Here is a 15,464-nt window from a genome sequence, read left to right on the forward strand (position 1 = left end):
TACCGATTTACGATTCACCGCGTGCATCATGGTCAGCAATGACTGTGACACGTAGGTGGCGCTTTAATATCGACGCGGGAAAATCTTCTGTTTCCTCACCGTGTAAAAGGTGGTAGAGAGCATCCTTCTTACTTTGACCAGAGACTAACAACAGAATTTCCTTGCTTCTCATGATACTTGCGATGCCCATCGTAATCGCATGGGTCGGAACCTCAGAAATCGTGTTAAAGTATCGAGCATTTGCGGCACGAGTACTTTCTTCAAGTTGAACGATATGAGTGTTGGATTGAAAAGAAGTTCCTGGCTCGTTGAAGCCAATGTGTCCGTTACTTCCAATTCCAAGGATTTGGATATCTATTCCCCCATGTGTAAAGAGTGCATCTTCATAAGCTGCGCATGCGGTTTCAGGATCTAGGCTGTTACTCTTTGGTATGAAAATCTGATCCTGCCGTATATCGATATGATTAAAAAGATGTTCTTTCATATAGGAGTGATAGCTTTGCGGATGGTCATATGAGAGACCAATATATTCATCTAAGTTGAATGATGTTACCTCTTGATAAGACGTTTGGTGTTTCTTGTGGTCTTCAATTAAATGCTCATATAATCCAATAGGCGTTCCACCCGTTGCGAAGCCAATGTTTAAAGCAGGGTTCTGTTTTAAACGGCTGATCATAACCTCTGCAGCTTTTATACTCATATCCTCATAATCCCGTGCTTTAATGATTTGCATCTGTGACTCCTCCTTCTCTTACAAACGCACATTTCCCTCTACAAAAGGTCATAACCACTTCACATGCTTGATCTAAAATAACAAGATCTGCGTCTTTCCCAATGGAAATGCTACCCTTTCGATCAGCTACGTTTGCCTGCTTAGCTGGATTTGTAGAAGCCATTTGAACAGCCTCCTGTAAGGAACACCCAGTAAAGCTCATCATATTTTTGATTGCTTGATTAAGTGTGACAACACTACCTGCTAACGTCCCATCACTCAAGGTAGCTTCTCCATTTTTCACGTTAACAGATTGTCCTCCTAAATCATATAAACCATTGGATAACCCTTTTGCCCTAATCGCATCGGTAATCAGTATTAGCCCTTCTGGTCCTTTTTGTTTAAAAGCCAGCGTAACGATCTCAGGTCGTACATGAACACCATCTACAATTAATTCAGCCTGAAGTGAATCATGTAAGAATGCTGCGCCAACTACACCAGGCTCTCGGTGGTGAACACCACTCATCTGGTTAAAAAGATGCGTCACCTGACTAGATCCTTTTTTTATTGCTTCTATTACTTCAAGGTAGGTGGCATTTGAATGGCCAATGGAAGCAACAATATTCTGCGCTACTAAATATTCTACTAAATCGAACCCACCTTCAATTTCTGGAGCTAGTGTAACGATTCTAATAGACTCACGTGATAAAGAATGCCACTTTTTAAAGACCTCTATACATGGTGGAACAATATGTTCAATGGGCTGGGCTCCGGCTTTTACAGAGTTAATAAAAGGACCTTCTAAATGGATGCCAAGAACTTCAGCTTGTCCTGAATCTTGCTGTGTATGAATAAACTCTCCTATGCGAATTAAGGCTTTTTCAATAGCTGGTGAACGTTGAGTCATCGTTGTAGCAAGGAAGCTAGTTGTTCCTTCCTTTGGTAAATTTGTTGCAAGTGTCTGAAGCGATTCATATGTTGCATCCATCGTATCAGCACCATGTGCACCGTGAATGTGGATGTCGATTAACCCAGGTATCGCTTTGTGACCGGTTGGAAGATCGATCACTTCATACTCTGAAGAAATGGAATCTAATTCTTCAATTGGACCGAATGCGGCGATGTGCTGATTTTTAATGAGTATGTAGCCAGACTGAATCATTTGATTTTCAGTATAGACTTCCACCCCTTTAAGGATGATTGGTTTTTGAGTGTGATGCATTTTGCTTGTCTCCTTCCTTCCATTTAGCATTTACACAGTCTGTCTGAAAATAAAAAAGAATGAATTAGAGGAAACCATTTTATTTACTAGAAGCTTTTAGTATTGTTTAGAGATATACCTACTAAACATAACATAGTTATATTTTGTGAGTGAGGTACAAATTAAAAAAGGAGGTACATAAGTATGATGAATTATCTTCAAAGAATAGGGCGTTCTTTAATGTTACCGGTAGCCGTCCTTCCAGCAGCCGCTATTTTAATGGGAATTGGGTATTGGATTGATCCGAACGGTTGGGGCTCTGAGAATGTGATCGCAGCCTTTTTAATTACAGCCGGAGAATCCATTATTGAGCATATTCCCATCCTATTTGCAGTAGGTGTTGCACTAGGTATGTCGAAGCAAAAAGACGGAGCCGCTGCACTTAGTGGTCTGGTCGCCTTTTTAGTTATTACAACATTGCTGTCAACTGAATCTGTTGCGTTAATTCAAGGTGTTGAAGAGTCAAATGTAAACATGGCGTTCGGTAATATTGAAAACGTATTTATCGGTATTATATCAGGATTAATTGCTTCTGTTATGTTTAATCGTTTTAGTCATGTTCAATTACCAAGTGCTCTCGCATTTTTTAGTGGGAAGCGACTGGTTCCGATACTTACATCGGCGGTTATGATTCTTGCATCTGTATTCTTTTATCTTGCATGGCCAACTGTTTACAACGGACTTGTTGCTTTTGGAGAATCCATTAGTACATTAGGAGCAGTAGGCGCAGGCATATATGGATTTGTAAACAGATTACTCATTCCCATTGGGTTACATCATGCATTGAATGGCGTCTTCTGGTTTGATCTTGCAGGAATCAATGATATTGGAAACTTTTGGTCAGGTACAGGGGTTAAGGGTGTTACAGGTATGTACCAAGCAGGTTTCTTCCCGATCATGATGTTTGGGATACCAGCGGCAGGTCTTGCAATGTATCATACTGCTAAGACAAACAAGAAAAAGGTCGTCGCGTCACTTATGCTAGCTGGTGGATTTGCAGCCTTCCTAACCGGAGTAACAGAGCCAGTTGAATTTGCGTTTATGTTTGTTGCGCCATTATTGTATATCGTTCATGCACTCTTAACAGGAATTTCCTTTTTCATTGCAGCCTCCTTTGAATGGACCGCTGGATTTGGTTTTAGCGCTGGGTTAATTGATTTTATTTTAAGCTCACGTTTACCAATGGCTAATCAACCGTTTATGCTACTTATTCAAGGTCTTTTCTTCTTCACCCTTTACTACTTTATTTTTAAATTCTTAATTCTAAAGTTTGATTTTAAAACACCTGGTAGAGAAGACGAAGAAGTAGAGGATGTTGCTGAGACAAAAAAATCGTCAACGGACCAAAACCAGTCATTTAAAGAAATGGCTACTAAAATCTACGAGGAATTAGGAGGGCATGAGAATGTAACCTCGATTGATAATTGTGTCACACGACTAAGAATAGAAGTGGAGGATCCCTCTATCATTGACTCCTCAAAGATAAAAGCGATTCATGGAGTTGCAGGATTCATTGTTACAGGTAAGACCAGTGTCCAAGTTGTTGTAGGAACGCAGGTTCAATTTGTCGCTGATGAAATGAAAGGGATAAGCAACGTTGAGAAAACTCTCTGAACATATTTCAGAGAGTTTTTTCAATGTCAACGTTTGAGGTAAGAGAAGATCTAATAGTACAATAGAAAGATAGAAATGAAAAAGGAGTGGAGAATAATGAAGAAACTTATGATCGCAAGCATTCCTGGAGACGGAGTTGGCAAAGAAGTTGTGCCTGAAGCCGAAAGAGTTTTGAAAGCGGTATCTGAATTACATGGTGGGATTGAGTTTCAATTTTCATCTTTTCCTTGGAGTTGTGAATATTACTTAAAGCACGGAACAATGATGCCGGAGGATGGCTTAGAGCAGCTAAAGGACTTTGATTCTATTTTCTTAGGAGCGGTAGGAAACCAAAATCTTGTTCCCGATCATGTGTCATTATGGGGACTTCTTATCAACATACGCCGTGAGTTTGAACAAGTTATTAATGTCAGACCAGCTAAGGTTTTACAGGGAGTGGCGTCTCCACTTGTTAATCCTAAAGAGTTTGATCTGCTAGTTGTTAGAGAAAATAGTGAAGGTGAATATAGTTCAATTGGAGGAAGAATCCATCAAGGAGAAGACGAGATTGCCATTCAAAATGCGGTCTTTTCGAGACGGGGCATTGAAAGAGCTATGCGGTATGCCTTTGAGCTAGCTAAGTCAAGACGAGGACATGTGACTAGCGCAACAAAATCAAACGGGATTGTTTATTCCATGCCTTTTTGGGACGAGGTGTTTGATGAGGTTAGTAAGGAATATCCATCTATACAAACTGATTCACAGCATATTGATGCCTTAGCTGCTTTCTTTGTCACTCGACCAGAAACGTTTGATGTAATCGTAGCCTCTAACTTATTTGGAGACATTTTAACAGATGTTGGTGCAGCCATTATGGGCAGTATTGGAGTTGCTCCAGCAGCAAACATTAATCTAAATGGCAAATACCCATCGATGTTTGAACCTGTTCATGGTTCGGCTCCTGACATCATAGGTAAGGGAATTGCTAATCCAATTGGTCAAATTTGGACTGCGAAAATGTTACTCGATCATCATGGGGAAACGGAGCTTGGTGAACACTTACTTCACTCAATAGAACACGTAACAAGTCAAGGAATTGTTACACCAGACATTGGTGGTAAGCATTCAACAACTGAAGTGACGAATGAGATTATTAACACATTACAAAAGATAAAGATGTAAGGTTCTCAGGTCAATATGAGACCCCTATGTACGGTTGTATATGCCTACAGGGGGCTTCTTTTTTTAGGTGCTTCTTTTCATAATCTTTGAGAAAAGAAATAGAGTTATCGGTTGAAAGTTAATTCTAACTATTGAATACTTATAAAATAGACAGATTTGTGTGAGAAAAGGGGAGCATTCTATGAAACAATTAAAACGAATTGCTGTATTTTGTGGATCAAGTACCGGAACGGATCCCATTTATATGGAAGAGGCAAGCAAACTAGGAACGTTATTAGCTGAACGTGGAATTGGTCTTGTTTATGGAGGAGCTCAAGTAGGATGTATGGGCGCAGTTGCTAATGCATGTTTGGCAGCTGGTGGTGAAGTCATTGGAGTCATTCCTGAGAAACTGATGAATGTTGAGCTTGCACATAGTGGCTTAACCGAGCAGCATGTTGTGAAAACCATGCATGAACGAAAAGCCATGATGGCTGATCTATCAGATGCTTTTATTGCCTTACCAGGTGGAGCCGGAACGTTGGAGGAATGGTTTGAAGTATTTACGTGGTCGCAGCTGGGCTACCATTACAAGCCATGCAGCTTTTTAAACGTAAATAACTTCTATCAACCACTACTTCAAATGATGAAGCACACGGTTGATCAAGGCTTTATGAGACCTGCTTACCAAGACTTAATTATATCTGAATCAAATGCAACCGTCTTGTTACAAAGGTTGGAAACATTTAAGCCACTTGAAATTTCTAAATGGGGGAACTAATGGGCCAAGCATTTAATTGGGAAAATGAGCCGATCTTTATTGAGGATGCAAATGAATGTTGGCAGGTTAGAGCTCAAGCAGAAAAGGAGCGTTTGGTTGAGCTTCTAGCTTCCTATCACTTAATAGACATTGAACATATCGGAAGTACCGCGGTACCTGGATTAGCTGCAAAACCAATCATTGATTTAATGGCGAAAGTGAAGGATTTTAATCAAATAGAACCGATTATTAATCTTTTGCAAAAGCATAACTGGATTCACGTCCCAACTCGTGAAGGGGAACACGAGTGGCGAAAGTATTTTATAAACATACATAAGAACAAACGAATGGCTCATCTTCATATCGTTGAAGAGGATTCGAGAAAGTGGGATGAGCATCTTTTTTTTCGTGATACCTTGCGCAGTTCCCCAACACTTGTATCGGAGTATGCTGCATTAAAGAAGAAGCTAGCTGAGCAGTACTCTCACGATCGAGAACTGTATACCAAGAACAAATCAGCCTTTATTCAATCTGTCATTAAACAGGGCAGCAGAAGCTGAACGAATTAAACAAAGGGGGAGCCTAATATGAAGAAAGCAAGCATCTATGAACGACTCCAACTCACGCATCCTATTATACAAGCCCCTATGGCAGGTGGGATCTCAACGCCTGAATTAACGGCAGCTGTCTCCAATCATGGTGGTCTTGGTATGATTGCCGCGGGATACCTCCAACCTGAAGGACTCCGAAAACAAATTAAAGAAGTAAAAAAGAAGACAAAGCATTGGTTTGGTATCAATTTGTTTGTTCCAGAAGACTATCAAGTAGAAGCTTGTGCGTTACACACGTCCAAGACGTTGCTTCAATCGATTCATCAAAGTCTAGAAATTGAAGAAAATGATGTACCTCTACCTCAATCAGAAGAAGATCATCGTACATATCAAGCTTTAATTGATGTCATCATTGAAGAAGAGGTGCCAGTGTGTTCATTTACGTTTGGCATACCTTCACATTCCGTTATAGAGCGCTTAAAGAGACACGGAATTGTAGTTATCGGCACAGCCACTACGGTTAAAGAGGCCATTGAAATTGAACGAGCGGGGCTTGATATGGTAATCCTGCAAGGAAGTGAAGCAGGAGGGCATAGAGGTACGTTTTTACATGCAGAGGAAGAAGGGTTAATTGGCCTGATGGCGCTTATTCCGCAAGCCATTCGACTCATTCACATTCCGATTATTGCGGCGGGTGGCATTATGGATGGACGTGCGCTGATGGCAGCCCGTTGCTTGGGTGCGGATGCCGTACAGATGGGGACAGCCTTTTTAACCTGCACAGAAAGTGGAGCCTCAGATATTCATAAAAAAGCGATAACGAAGGCAACCGATAGTCAAACAATCTTAACAAGCGTTTTCTCAGGGAAAAAAGCAAGAGGAATTAACAATACATTTATTCGGATGATGCAAAAACATGAAGAGGACCTACCCTCGTTCCCTATTCAACATACTCTCACCAAGTCAATTCGTCAGGAATCCGTGAAGCGGAAAAATCGTGAATACATGTCGCTTTGGTCTGGACAAAGTCCAATGCTTGCAAGTGTTCAATCAGCTGGAGAACTCATTGAGCGTGTGATGGAGGAAGCAGAAGAGGTTTGGAATGGAGTCTAGTTCTGGGAATCAGACCAAAGTGGTGATCCTAGGAGTCGGGCATGCCAATCAACTGGTCTCAGAGGTTTGTCAACCGGCTGCCTATCGAGCCTTTTTTGACCGGGTTCAACCTGATGTGATAGGAATTGAAAGAGAGCCTTCAGCCTTTTTAAGGGCTGACTTTTATGAATTTACTCATGAACAGCAGCATATCATTTTGCCGTATGCAAAAAAGAATAATATATCTGTTCAACCGTTTGATTGGAATGCTTCAATGGAAGAACAACAACTAGCATGGGGAGTAGCCGATAGTGAGCATCTCCCTTTTAGTCGTACGCATTCAGCGTTCAAACCTTTTCTTTCCTTCCCTGAACCTTTTACTTATGAAAATGATTTTTTCTTTTCTGAGAAGCAAGAGGCGGTTGATTTGATCAACGGAATGTTTAAAAACGAGGTAGGAGAAGCAGATTTTCCGAGGCGTTTTTTTCTGTATCGAACGTATATGCAAGCCATGCGTATCAAACATATTGCACAATCTGCTCAGGGAAAAACTGTATTAATTGTTGTCGGGCATCTTCACAAGCCAGATATCGAACAGATTTTAACGACAACTGAGATGATTGAGCTTGTCCCACCTTCAACCTATGGATATCCATCAGCAGCTGAGATCGAAAACCATTTCGAATTAAAGGATGCTTCCTTTATCATGGCGTTTAATCTGTTAGGGATTCAATCTCAATATATTGTTGAAAGATCTTGGCTGAAAAACGTATTAAAGAAAGTCCCTTCGGAGTACCTCTTTGAAAAACGTCTCTATCAAATAAGGTTCCAACAATTGTTAGAGGATAATAAGCAAACAGATGTAATAAGAGAATATAAAGAATTGGCCGAGGAAATTGGATGGAAGGAGCAATTTCTATTTCAATCATTTAGTCGGATGAGTGAGCGAATTGATTCATATTATGATCCATTTGGAAACGTATCAATTAAAGCGAGAATTTATATTGAACTCGCTCGCGAATTTGCTAAACAAGGTGAATATTCAAAAGTAGAGGAGATGAAAGCTCACATCCTGGAGTGTACGGGATGGTCGTTGGAGGAAAAGCTGAGATTTGAAGGGTACTGGGAAGAGTATGTCTTATCTATGCGATAAAGCTTAGTGAGGTGAGTGCAATCATGAATGTCAAAGAAGCAAGGCAAATTACATTCGAATGGATTTCTCAGTTTTCTATTACTCACCCGTCGTTCCACAGTGCCTACCTGGCGGGTTCTATTACGGAGTTAAATGAATTGGATGAGTTATCCGTAAGCTCTGATGTGGATGTATTCATTGTAGTAGATAGTGATCCTGTCCCACCAAAACCAGGAAAAATACGTACTAGTGGAGTTTGTCTGGATGTAACGTATCTACCTTGGTCTGTCGTTAGTCACGCAGACAGTGCACTACGCTCCTATCATCTAGCTAACAGCTTAAAAAAGAATACGATCTTACTAGATCCGACTGGAGAGTTACAGCAGGTGCAGTCTTTTGTGGAGAGCCAGTTTTTTAAACGAAATGGGGTAGAAGCAAGGTGTGAAGATGCATTTTCTAGAATGACAAACAATTTAAACACAATCCCCTCTCATCAAACATGGGCTGAACAAGTGACGGGTTGGTTATTTGCAACTGGAGTGATGACTCATGTGTTGTTAGTAGCAGATCTGCGAAATCCAACTGTGCGTCTGCGCTATCTTAAAGTAAAAGACATGCTGCAATACTATGAGTTAGATCATGTCTATATGGACCTTCTAACCGTTTTAGGCTGTCAGCACCTCGGCCCCACGAGGATAACCTTACATTTGGAACGACTTGAAGAAACATTTGATGCAGCTGCCTCAGTAGCCAAAACACCCCTCTTTTTCAGCACAGATCTCACACAAGAAGCAAAGGCTATTTCCATACAGGGAAGTCGAGAACTCATTCAAAAAGGACACCATCATGAGGCAATTTTTTGGATGGTAGCAACCTATGCAAGATGCCATCAGGTCTTTGCTCTCGATGCACCCCACCTTTTATCCATGAAGGGATTTAACGAGCTATTACATGATCTAGGGATAACAGGCCGAACGGATTTAGATCAACGAGTCAATGCAGTGAGAGAGTATTTACCTAAGTTAAGGAAACACGCTGAGCACATTATGTCATTGAATCCAGCAATACAAGATAATCGATGAGGGAGTGATCGAATGAAAACGATTCTATTTGACTTTGATGGAACACTAGCCAACACATTGCCCGTTTGCTTTAAAGCATTTCAAGACGTATTCCATTCGTTTGATGAAGTAGAGCTAACAGATGAAGACATTGTTAAGATGTTTGGTCCATCTGAAACAGGAATTATCCGAAATCAGTTGAACCACACTGACATAGAAGCAGCGATTGAACGTTACTACGCAAGTTACTCTAAGCACCATACCAAGCTTGTTGAAAAAGATGAAGAGATTCGGGTGTTGTTGAAGAAGCTAAAGTCCTCCGGGTATCGACTTGGTATTATAACAGGGAAAGCGCAACGAAGCTTGGATATCTCCCTAGAAGCATTAGAACTGCATTCCTATTTCGATGTGTTAATCTCAGGAGATGATGTGAACAAGCCCAAACCAGACCCAGAAGGCATTGAGCTTGCTCTTCAAACGTTAGGTGCACGCAGAGAAGACGCGATCTATCTCGGCGATAGCGATGCCGATCTCTTAGCTGGACAGCGAGCGCATGTGCAAACAGGTGAAGTGCACTGGCTGCCAGGGTATCAACCAACCCTTACAGTGAAGGGAGACGAGGTCTTTCTGAGTACCTCTGAGTTGCTAGAGTATTTGAAAAGGTGCTCAGAGGTGGGGGGAAGTAAAGATAAGAAGTGAAATGATAGGTCGCAAAGTGAAACGATAAGAGGCAAAAGTGAAACGATAATGAGTGAAGTGAAACGGTAAGAGGTAAAAGTGAGGCGTTAAAGAGTAAAGTGAAACATTAAGATCAATGCGAACAATACCTTCAGTACAAATTCTAAAGATCGGGGTTCGCTAGTGTATACGGCGACATAAGGATGCGAATGATTAAACAGCTTAACACAAACGATGCTACTATTATGACGGAGGTTTGGAACATCCAAATGAAATCTTACGAAGTGGAGGCGAACCTAATTGGAGTACATTCATTTCCTCCACTTCAGGAAACAGTCGAAGATTATAAAAAGGATTTAGGTCATTTCTACGGATTCTTCGAAGAGGAAGAGCTGGTAGCTGTGATCTCTATTCAAATGGATAGTTCCACTCTACTCATCACAAGGCTTATGGTTGATCCTGAGCACTTTAGAAAAGGAATCGCTACGTCTTTAATCAACCACGTGAGAACTCTTTTGAAATACCATACTCAATTAAAAGTCTCCACTGCTAAATTAAACAGACCAGCCGTTCAAGCTTATGTAAGGAACGGCTTTGTATTAATGGAAGAACACGTAACACCAGAAAGTATTGAAATCGTTACATTTATCAAGCAACAATAACTGCATTTGACCTCACTAGCATTGCAATATATACTTTACATTATGTAAGGTATATATTGCTTTTTGGAGTGAATAATGATGCAAAACAATGTTAAAGTCGCTCGAGTGGAACAATCGTTAACGCAGGAACAGCTTGCTAAAGCGGTAAAGGTAACAAGGCAGACGATTGGACTAATTGAAAAAGGAAAATATAATCCAAGTTTACAGCTGTGTATAGCGATTGCTATAAAACTTGATAAGACATTGGATCAATTATTTTGGGAGGTAAACAAATGAAGTCGTGGATTTCTGTATTTTTACCAGATGATGAGTACAAACGAGAGAGAGTGATCTTTTTTTTAGCGGAGGGTGGAGTCCTGTTACTAATTTATTTCGTAGTTGCTCTAATGATAAATGAACTTCTCTCACAGAATTGGACAACACAGCTTGTGGTGCTAATTGGACTCGGCTTGTATGCTACATACACCACACTCCGATACAGTTTATCAGGTATTGAATTTACGGATGTTGCACGATCAAAAGACTTCAAGAAACAGCAGAAGAAACTCGTATATCAATCAATTATATATTTTATAATCTTTGCAATGATGTCAATACTCCTAAGTAGTAATGACTGGTTTACGACAATCATTTTTGCTTTAGTAGGCGCACTTATACTATTTTTCTTAAACTACACATCACTTAAAAAATCCTACACCAAAAATAAAGAACTTATCGATTAAAAAACGTTTGACTCTCACGTTACGTAATAGCTTAAGGTTGATTTTGAGGGAGGTGAAGTCGTTGCTGAAGATTAAAGAGGTAGCAAATCTTGTGGGAATTAGTGTGCGCACACTACATCACTATGATGAGATCGGTTTGCTTTGTCCGGACGAAGTGACCGATTCTGGCTATCGTTTATACTCTGAACGCAATCTTGATGACTTACAGCAGATTCTCTTTTACAGGGAACTAGATGTCCCTCTTAAAAAAATCAAAGAAATCATGAGTCGTCCTTCGTTTGATCAGGTTGAAGCCTTGCAATCTCACCGCTCTTTGTTGAGCGAGAAGAGAAAGCAGCTTGACCAAATGATTCGTACGATTGATAAGACGCTCAGATTTAAGAAGGGTGAGATTCAGATGTCGAATCAAGAAAAATTTGCAGGATTTGATTTTTCAGGATGGAATAAACACGAGCAAGAAGCAAGAGATCGTTGGGGTGACGAGGTAGTTGATAAAGCGGCAGCAAACGTAGCTGGAAATGAAAAAGAGATGGGTGAAGAAATGAACCAGATTTATCGCCACCTCGCGTCTATCCGTCATCTAGATCCTTCAAGTAAGGAAGCGCAAGAGGCTATTGGAACATGGTTCACGTTCCTAAATAAGATTGGAACCTATTCACTTGATGCGTTTGCAGGACTCGGAGAGATGTACGTCGCTGATGATCGCTTTACCGAAAATATTGACCAGTTTGGCGAGGGACTTGCCGCATTTATGCGTGATGCAATGAAGGAATATGCAAGTCAGAACAAATAACAGAAGAAAAGCTGCTGATCATTCTGGATCTGCAGCTTTTTTTAGTATTCGAAAGCTCTCTTTACTTACGATTAAAGGTTTTTGGGTGTCTAAATGACTGTTGTCTACAATATCTATGAGGTTTTCATTTTTAAAGTGTTCTGGAACAGTGATCTGTGCAGAAGTCAATCCACGATTGAAAAGGTAAATTAGAAAATCGTTCTCTTGATGAGTGGAATAGATCAATACATCATCGTCGCCTGATTCATGAAACTGTACTGAATCAACTGAACCCATTGGTTGTAGTTGTTTGCGCCAAAGTATCAACGTTTTCATAAAGGACAATAAGTCTAGATCCTGTTTGTCTTCATCCCAGATCATACAGTCTCGGCAGCCTGGATCATTTCCGCCTGTCATTCCAATCTCGTCCCCGTAGTAGATGCAAGGTGAACCTGGCATGGAGAAGAGCATCAGGTATTGAAGCATTACATGTTGTTTGTTGCCTTTGCTTTCTGTTAAAATACGCGCCGTATCATGGGACCCAAGCAAATTAAACTGAACATGATTGACGGTATGTGGATAGCTGAACAAATGTTTTGTAACTGATTCTTTGAAGGATTTGGTTGAGTGATTGTTTAAAACAAATCCTTGAATCGCATCTGTTAACGGATAGTTCATGACAGCATCAAATTGATCTCCTTGTAACCAGGGAGAAGCGCGATGCCAGATTTCACCTAAAATATAGACATCTGGGTTAATCGCTTTTACCGTTTGTCTGAATTCTCGCCAGAATGAGTGATCTACTTCATTTGCCACATCTAATCGCCAGCCGTCAATGTCAAAGTGCTGGGTCCAATAGCGTGCTACTTGAAGGAGATAGTCTTTTACTTCTGGATTTGAAGTGTTAAGCTTCGGCATCGTCCCTTCAAAGGCAAAGGTTTCGTAGTTTGGTATTTTATCAGAAGGGCGTAATGGAAAGCTATGTGGGTGAAACCAGTCTTTGTATGGAGATTGCGCCCCGTTCTTCAAGACATCTTGAAAGGGCTCAAAATGATATCCACTGTGGTTAAACACAGCATCAAGCATGACGCGAATTCCCCGTTCATGGCAAGCTTGAATCAATGTTTTTAGCATGTGATGATCACCAAATTGCGGGTCAATCTCCATATAATCAATGGTATCGTACTTGTGATTAGAGAATGCTTTAAAGATAGGGGTAAAATATATGCCTGTGATGCCAAGAGAAACTAAGTGATCTAAATGATCAAGAACGCCTTTTAGATCGCCACCAAAGAAAGAGTTTACTTTTGGTTTTTCACTTCCCCATGCTAGTGTATTATCGGGATTAATGGAAGGATCGCCGTTCGCAAAACGCTCCGGAAAGATTTGATACCAAACAGTGTTACTCACCCAGTCTGGAGGAGAGAACTGCTCTTCTACATGTAGGTAGGGAAGACAAAAGAATGGCGCTACATGTTCAGGAATCTCTTGGAAGAAACCTCGTTCTGTATAAACAATGAACGCATCGGCGGATTGAAGATAGAATCCGTAGCGCAACCGTGAATGAGGTAAGTCTATAGTGACTGTCCAATAATCGTGTATACCATCGCTACCTATCTTAGTCATAGAGCTTTGTGTAAACTGCCATTTACCTTCTTTCCAGATATATGGATCACCATGTAACAATGTAATCTGCTGGACATCAACCTGAGCTGTTCTGATACGAATCGTGACAGATTTGTCAGATGAGGAGTAGACTTCCGAATACGCTTGATCGTGATTAATGGCAGACAGGATCATAAATGGTACCTCCGAAATCTTAAGATAGCTAAAGTGTAGAGGATGACTTTAAAGCTGTCAATGAAAAAATGCAAGCGTTTTCCTAAAAACTATTGCTAAATAGTAAGGTACTAATTATACTAATTTTGAAGTGAAAAGTTTTACCTGTGTCTTTTTGTGCAAACGTTTGCGTAAATGGTTTTATGATTTGACTATACACTAGAGGGGGAAGGGACATGACAAAAAGAAAGAGATTTATGTGGCCTGCTGTGATTGGTCTTTCTTTTACTTTAATGGCTTGTGGACCAGATCGAAGTGGGGTTCTAGAACAGTTGCAGCCAGAACCAGCGACGGAAGAGAATAAACCTGATTCATTGAGAGTTTGGGTACATGACACGGAAACGTACCTGCAAGCTTACAAAGTGATCGCTGAGCAATTTACAGAAGAAACAGGAATTGAGGTACAGCTTGTTCCGTTTGGATTGTTTGATCAATTGGAAGCGATGTCACTCGACGCCCCTTCAGGTAGAGGACCTGACTTGTTTTTTCAACCACATGATATGACTGGTAACGCGTATCTTCAAGGAGTGGCTGCAGAAATAGAGCTAACAGATGAGCAAAAGGAAGGCTATATTGATGGTTCGCTAGACGCGTTAAGTTACAACGGTGTTCAGGTAGGGATTCCGGCATCGGTTGAAACGTACGCTCTGATGTACAATACCGACCTCATACCCGAAGCACCAGAAACCATTGAAGAGCTTGAGCAAATTGGTGAAGACCTAACAGATTCATCAAGTGATCAATATGGATTTCTTCTTGAAGCGCAGAATGCCTTTTTTGCCTATCCATTTTTGGCGGCTTACGGAGGATACTTCTTCGGTGAAGATCAAGGTGTATACGATGTAGACGATCTTGGCATATCGAACCAAGGAACGGTACAAGGTACAGAGTTAATTCGCTCTTGGTATGAAAAAGGCTATCTTCCTTCTAATCTGAACGGGGACATTATGAATGGATTGTTCTTACAAGGGAATGTTGGTGCAGTGGTTTCTGGTCCTTGGAGTATAAATGAATATCGCAATGCGCTTGGAGATAACTTACGTACGGCACCTCTTCCAAAGATTAATAGAGACCGACTTGAATCATTCGCCGGGGTAAAAGGGTGGATGGTAAACGAATACAGTGAACATATTAACTGGGCAAAAGAGCTTGCGTTATATATGACAAGTAAGGAAAGCTCGGAAATTTTCTTTGATTATGCAAAAGAAATTCCTGCGCGTAGCGATATTGACCTTGAAGATGAAGTCTATGATGCATTTATTGAACAGTTAGAGTATGCGACATTTATGCCAAACGTACCGGCAGTTTCTGCTGTATGGGAGCCGTTAGGAGATGCGTTAATCTTCATTAGTAATGGGGACGATGCCGAGGAAGTACTTGTTGAAACACAAGATATGATTGAGGACGAAATTGAGATTATGGGAGGTGGTGAGGAGTGAAGCCAGTTCACAATTCACCTCATGTAGAG

At 40.8% G+C, this 15,464-nt stretch carries 16 protein-coding genes; 13 read left to right on the forward strand and 3 right to left on the reverse strand.

Annotated features, from left to right (window positions below):
- Positions 1–7: 7 nt before the first annotated feature.
- Positions 8–733: a glucosamine-6-phosphate deaminase gene (nagB, locus tag JNO66_RS14915; RefSeq protein WP_203089277.1), complete on the reverse strand. Its 726-nt coding sequence runs from the start codon at positions 731–733 to the stop codon at positions 8–10.
- A complete protein-coding gene (nagA, locus tag JNO66_RS14920; RefSeq protein ID WP_203089279.1) occupies positions 720–1,934 on the reverse strand; it encodes an N-acetylglucosamine-6-phosphate deacetylase in 1,215 nt (404 codons plus the stop codon). The genes nagB and nagA overlap by 14 nt, the downstream gene beginning before the upstream one ends.
- Before the next feature lie 183 nt (positions 1,935–2,117).
- Here nagA and nagE point away from each other — a divergent pair, with 183 nt between their 5' ends.
- The 12 genes from nagE (at position 2,118) to JNO66_RS14980 (ending at position 12,178) form a co-directional block, all read left to right on the forward strand.
- The gene (nagE, locus tag JNO66_RS14925; RefSeq protein WP_203089281.1) at positions 2,118–3,587 is read left to right on the forward strand and encodes an N-acetylglucosamine-specific PTS transporter subunit IIBC; all 1,470 of its coding nucleotides are present in this window, start codon (positions 2,118–2,120) and stop codon (positions 3,585–3,587) included.
- Between the two features lie 96 nt (positions 3,588–3,683).
- Entirely contained in the window at positions 3,684–4,748 is a 1,065-nt protein-coding gene (locus JNO66_RS14930) for a tartrate dehydrogenase (RefSeq protein ID WP_203089283.1), read from the forward strand.
- 181 nt (positions 4,749–4,929) lie between these two features.
- Positions 4,930–5,508, forward strand: a complete 579-nt coding sequence (locus tag JNO66_RS14935) for an LOG family protein (RefSeq protein WP_203089285.1) — start codon at positions 4,930–4,932, stop codon at positions 5,506–5,508.
- Positions 5,508–6,047, forward strand: a complete 540-nt coding sequence (locus tag JNO66_RS14940) for a GrpB family protein (protein ID WP_203089286.1) — start codon at positions 5,508–5,510, stop codon at positions 6,045–6,047. The genes JNO66_RS14935 and JNO66_RS14940 overlap by 1 nt, the downstream gene beginning before the upstream one ends.
- 27 nt (positions 6,048–6,074) lie before the next feature.
- Positions 6,075–7,151 (forward strand): NAD(P)H-dependent flavin oxidoreductase, encoded by a 1,077-nt coding sequence (locus JNO66_RS14945; RefSeq protein WP_203089289.1) that lies wholly within the window; start codon positions 6,075–6,077, stop codon positions 7,149–7,151.
- Positions 7,141–8,283 carry a hypothetical protein gene (locus JNO66_RS14950; RefSeq protein ID WP_203089291.1) on the forward strand — a complete coding sequence of 381 codons (1,143 nt, stop codon included), beginning with the start codon at positions 7,141–7,143 and terminating at the stop codon, positions 8,281–8,283. The genes JNO66_RS14945 and JNO66_RS14950 overlap by 11 nt, the downstream gene beginning before the upstream one ends.
- 23 nt (positions 8,284–8,306) lie before the next feature.
- A complete protein-coding gene (locus tag JNO66_RS14955) occupies positions 8,307–9,344 on the forward strand; it encodes a hypothetical protein (RefSeq protein WP_203089293.1) in 1,038 nt (345 codons plus the stop codon).
- Positions 9,345–9,356: 12 nt separating this feature from the next.
- Positions 9,357–10,022 (forward strand): HAD family hydrolase, encoded by a 666-nt coding sequence (locus tag JNO66_RS14960; protein ID WP_203089295.1) that lies wholly within the window; start codon positions 9,357–9,359, stop codon positions 10,020–10,022.
- Between the two features lie 224 nt (positions 10,023–10,246).
- Positions 10,247–10,663 carry a GNAT family N-acetyltransferase gene (locus JNO66_RS14965; protein WP_210340888.1) on the forward strand — a complete coding sequence of 139 codons (417 nt, stop codon included), beginning with the start codon at positions 10,247–10,249 and terminating at the stop codon, positions 10,661–10,663.
- Positions 10,664–10,741: 78 nt separating this feature from the next.
- Positions 10,742–10,939, forward strand: coding sequence for a helix-turn-helix transcriptional regulator (locus JNO66_RS14970; protein WP_203089390.1), 198 nt, complete (start codon positions 10,742–10,744; stop codon positions 10,937–10,939).
- Positions 10,936–11,385 carry a hypothetical protein gene (locus JNO66_RS14975; protein ID WP_203089299.1) on the forward strand — a complete coding sequence of 150 codons (450 nt, stop codon included), beginning with the start codon at positions 10,936–10,938 and terminating at the stop codon, positions 11,383–11,385. Before JNO66_RS14970 ends, JNO66_RS14975 begins: the two co-directional genes overlap by 4 nt.
- 61 nt (positions 11,386–11,446) lie before the next feature.
- Positions 11,447–12,178 (forward strand): MerR family transcriptional regulator, encoded by a 732-nt coding sequence (locus JNO66_RS14980; RefSeq protein ID WP_203089300.1) that lies wholly within the window; start codon positions 11,447–11,449, stop codon positions 12,176–12,178.
- An 18-nt stretch (positions 12,179–12,196) separates the two neighbouring features.
- Here the strand turns inward: JNO66_RS14980 and JNO66_RS14985 are convergent, their stop codons facing one another.
- On the reverse strand, positions 12,197–13,957 hold the full coding sequence (locus tag JNO66_RS14985; protein WP_203089301.1) for a glycoside hydrolase family 13 protein: 1,761 nt from the start codon (positions 13,955–13,957) through the stop codon (positions 12,197–12,199).
- 215 nt (positions 13,958–14,172) lie between these two features.
- Here JNO66_RS14985 and JNO66_RS14990 point away from each other — a divergent pair, with 215 nt between their 5' ends.
- A complete protein-coding gene (locus tag JNO66_RS14990; protein WP_203089302.1) occupies positions 14,173–15,435 on the forward strand; it encodes a sugar ABC transporter substrate-binding protein in 1,263 nt (420 codons plus the stop codon).
- Positions 15,436–15,464 lie beyond the last annotated feature (29 nt).

Origin of the sequence: Alkalicoccobacillus gibsonii (genome assembly GCF_016798245.1) — a bacterium.
In the GTDB taxonomy this organism is placed as follows: domain Bacteria; phylum Bacillota; class Bacilli; order Bacillales; family Bacillaceae_D; genus Alkalicoccobacillus; species Alkalicoccobacillus gibsonii.